Below are 3,866 nucleotides of genomic sequence, written 5' to 3' on the forward strand. Positions count from 1 at the left end.
AATAAGGTCCTCTTATAAAATCTTTTACCTTTTCATGATAAAAATGCTGAAGATTTTGCATTTCTTCTTCGTAGAAAGGTTTTGTATCCAATACTGCTAGATTTTGCTCGACTTGGTTTACATTTTTAAAACCAGGAATAATACATGTGATTTCTTTACAGTCGAGAATCCATCGAAGGGCGGCACTGGCCATAGAAGGCCTGCCTTCTGCCATCCAATTTAATTGATCAGCTAATTCTACACCCTTTTGGAATCCCAATCCGGCAAACGTTTCCCCTACATTAAATGCCTCTCCATGTTCATTAAAACGGCGATGGTCGTCCTCTTCAAAGACATGGACTGGTGTGAATTTCCCTGTCAATAGTCCGCTCGCCAGCGGTAATCTTACAAGGAGGCCAACGCCTTTTTGATAGGCCTCTGGTATTAATTGTTCTAATGGCTTCTGGCGAAAAATATTAAATATAATTTGCAGACTCTTCACATTTGGATAGTTTAAACAAATAAGACCTTCCTCTGTTGATTCCACGCTAACCCCGTAATGGCGGATTTTCCCCTCGCGCTGCAGCCGGTCAAGTACCTCAAATACTTTGCCATCCTTTAATATCTCTGTAGCCGGGCAGTGAATCTGATATAAATCAATGGCTTCCCGATTCAAACGGCGTATGCTATCTTCACAATAAGCGCTGACTTTTTCATAGCTGTAATTTTGCGGGTCCGAAATGTCGCCCTGACGGCAAAACTTTGTTGCAATATAAATCTGATCTTCCTTCCCCTTCGTCGCCTTGGCCAAAAGCTCTTCGCTATGGCCGTTGCCATATACATCAGCTGTATCAAAGAAGTTCACACCCTGTTCCATCGCGTACTGTAATGATCTTAGTGCTTCTTCGTCGCTTGTCTTCCCCCATGCACCTCCGATCGCCCATGTTCCAAAGCTTACCTCACTAACTTTTATGCCTGTATTTCCTAATTCACGATAATTCATATCAACACTCCTTTATCTTTCCTTTTAACCCCAAATGATCGTATGTAATCCAGCCAATCCAAGAAATTTTACCTGTTCAGGCTTACTGCACGATGTTTTATCATAGCAATTTCTTGATTGCAGTTACTTCAAACAAATTATCGTTAACCAATGTATACGAAAGAAAGGTCGATTGTCAATTTGACCAAAGCATACCTAATCAGAATATCTATTTTGCATCTTTTGAGATACATGCTAACGTTCATCCCCGGACATGATAATATGGATGATTGTGATGTTTGCACGCATGATATTTATGAACCATTTAAAATACGTAATTAATAGGAGAGTAGAACATGGAAAAACTCGTAAAACCAAATGAACCTTTGGTTGAACATATTTATACGGCAGATCCTTCTGCACATGTATTTGAAGGGAAGCTTTATATTTATCCTTCCCATGATATTGAACATAATGGAACTACTATTGATGATGGTACTGGTGATCAATATGCGATGGAAGATTATCATATCTTGTCGATAGATAATTTCAATTCTCCATGTATAGACAATGGCGAAGCACTTCACGTTCGAGATGTACGTTGGGCTAGTAAACAGATGTGGGCACCAGATGCTGCTTTTAAAAATAACCAGTATTATTTATTTTTTCCAGCTAGAGATAAGGATGGTATTTTTCGAATCGGTGTTGCGACTAGTTCGAAACCTGCCGGGCCTTTCAAAGCTGAAGAAAATTACATTCCTGGAAGTTTTAGTATTGACCCCGCCGTTTTTGTGGATGAAGACAACCGAGCTTATATGTATTTTGGCGGGCTTTGGGGTGGACAATTAGAGAAATGGCAGTCAGGTACATTTAATCCTGATGCGGAGGGGCCTGATCCGTCACAACCGGCGTTAGGACCCATAGCAGCAGAATTAACTGAGGACATGCTTAGTTTTAAGGACAAACCGCAAGAAATATCAATTGTAGACGAGAACGGTAAGCCAATTCTTGCAGGGGATGAGGAAAGAAGATATTTTGAGGGCCCATGGGTCCATAAATACAATGGAAAATATTATCTTTCTTACTCCACTGGTACGACCCACTGCATTGTTTATGGAATCAGCGAAAATCCTCTAGGTCCATATGTTTTCAAAGGGAAAATCCTGACCCCTGTCATCGGCTGGACCACGCATCATTCGATTGTTCAGTTTGAGGATAAATGGTATTTATTTTATCATGACTGTTCCCTGTCTGAGGGAGTTGACCACAAACGATGTGTAAAATATACTGAACTAAAATACAATGAGGACGGAACGATTCAAACCATCGATCCCTACTCAAACTGAGCGTTGTAAAGTCGATATATGCATAAAAAAAGACCTTGAATCGGGCTTATTAGCCTCCAAGGTCTTTTTTACTAAGACTGCTGCCTGAAAGCAGGCAGCCCCCTTCATAAAACGGAACTTCATTTTCCCAACCGTTCCCCACTATTTCGCTCCCAAACTATGTTTAATTCCGAATACATTTTATAGTTGGTTTTATAACTGGTCTCAAATCCATCCATTATTCATTAACCATCTTGGAATCCTCAAGGAATTTTTTTATCATAAACGAAGCAGCTCCGAGGACGGCGGCATTTCTGCTGAGCTGGGAGATAAAAATCTCACTTTTTAGTGGTATATACCTAGATATCCTATTTGAAACCGCCTTCTTTATCGACTTTAATATGATGGGATTAGCCTCAATCAAGTTACTTCTCAAGACAATCGTGTCAGGGTTAAACGTATTAATCAAGTTCGTTAAACCAACTCCAAAATAATACCCAAATTTTTCTATTTCCATCAATATATCCCCATCGTTTTCCTGAATCATCTTATTGGCCTTTTCAAGTGTCAGTTCCCTTCCATTTTTTATTCTGGAAAAATTAGTAAAAAATGCACGTTCAGATGCATACTGTTCCCAACATCCTTGGTTTCCGCAGCGGCATTTTTTTCCATTGAATTCAATGGTCATATGCCCCATTTCTCCTGAAACCCCATCCGATCCCCGGTAAAGCTGGTTATTGAACATGATCGCCAGACCAATACCAGTTCCTACGCTTATATAAATGCTGTTATCGGAATTATTTATAGCACCATACAATTTCTCCCCAAATGCTCCGGCATTTGCTTCATTATCCATAAAAACAGGAACGTTAAAATGTTCTTTTAGCAACCTCTTTATGTTAACTTTGTCCCAATCTGAATGGGGAGTATATACGGCCATTTGATTCTCATTCACAAATCCATGAACCCCTACCCCGATACCAATAATGCCATATGGAGATTCCGGTACTCGATCCCTCACTAACCTAATTCTATCAACTAACGTCGATTGAAGCGCTTCCATTGACTCGTTTGCAAATTCAAAGTAGTCAGAGAAAAGCGTATTCCCCTCTAAATCAATTAAAATCGTTTGAACATAATTGGCAGCAAGTTCAACTCCGATAGAATAGCCGGCATTTTTATTAAAAATTAACAAAATAGGTTTTCGGCCCCCGTTCGACACTCCCTCCCCAATTTCGGAAACAAGATGTTTTTCGATTAATGTATTCGTTTGCAAAGAAACGGTTGCTTTGTTCAAATTCGTTAATTCCGAGAGTTTTGCCCTGGAGATTGGGTAGTGTTTTATAATGGTGCTCAGAATAACTTTTTGACTATGCATTTTACTTTCGTTTAGATCTGCTAGTTTCACTTATTCTCCTCATCTCTTTATTTGTTTATCCTATTAATCTAACTACCGATTTTCTTTATTTTGATTATTCTTTTATTATATCGTAAAAATTTATTTATTTATATATTGTTCAATTAAAATAGATGTGTTAGTATAAACACACAAGTTAGTTTATCCAGCGGACAAACTAAGT

The 3,866-nt window shown here is 38.9% G+C and carries 3 protein-coding genes; 1 reads left to right on the forward strand and 2 read right to left on the reverse strand.

Translation table 11 applies throughout. The features are described 5' to 3' along the window. On the reverse strand, positions 1-982 hold a 982-nt coding region (locus tag V7266_RS11355; RefSeq protein ID WP_335468000.1), incomplete at its 3' end, for an aldo/keto reductase. 335 nt (positions 983-1,317) lie between these two features. On the opposite strand from V7266_RS11355, the gene V7266_RS11360 reads away from it, so the two are divergent. Continuing rightward, positions 1,318-2,307, forward strand: coding sequence for a glycoside hydrolase family 43 protein (locus V7266_RS11360; RefSeq protein WP_335468001.1), 990 nt, complete (start codon positions 1,318-1,320; stop codon positions 2,305-2,307). Between the two features lie 217 nt (positions 2,308-2,524). On the opposite strand, the gene V7266_RS11365 is transcribed toward V7266_RS11360, so the two are convergent. Continuing rightward, on the reverse strand, positions 2,525-3,694 hold the full coding sequence (locus tag V7266_RS11365; RefSeq protein ID WP_335468002.1) for an ROK family protein: 1,170 nt from the start codon (positions 3,692-3,694) through the stop codon (positions 2,525-2,527). Between the last annotated feature and the right edge of the window lie 172 nt (positions 3,695-3,866).

Origin of the sequence: Neobacillus drentensis, from assembly GCF_036965645.1 — a bacterium.
Taxonomy (GTDB): domain Bacteria; phylum Bacillota; class Bacilli; order Bacillales; family Cytobacillaceae; genus Neobacillus; species Neobacillus drentensis_D.

Coding starts and splice junctions, on each gene's coding strand:
- V7266_RS11360 (WP_335468001.1), top strand. CDS start 1,318: ATGGAAAAACTCGTAAAACCAAATGAACCTTTGGTTGAACATATTTAT.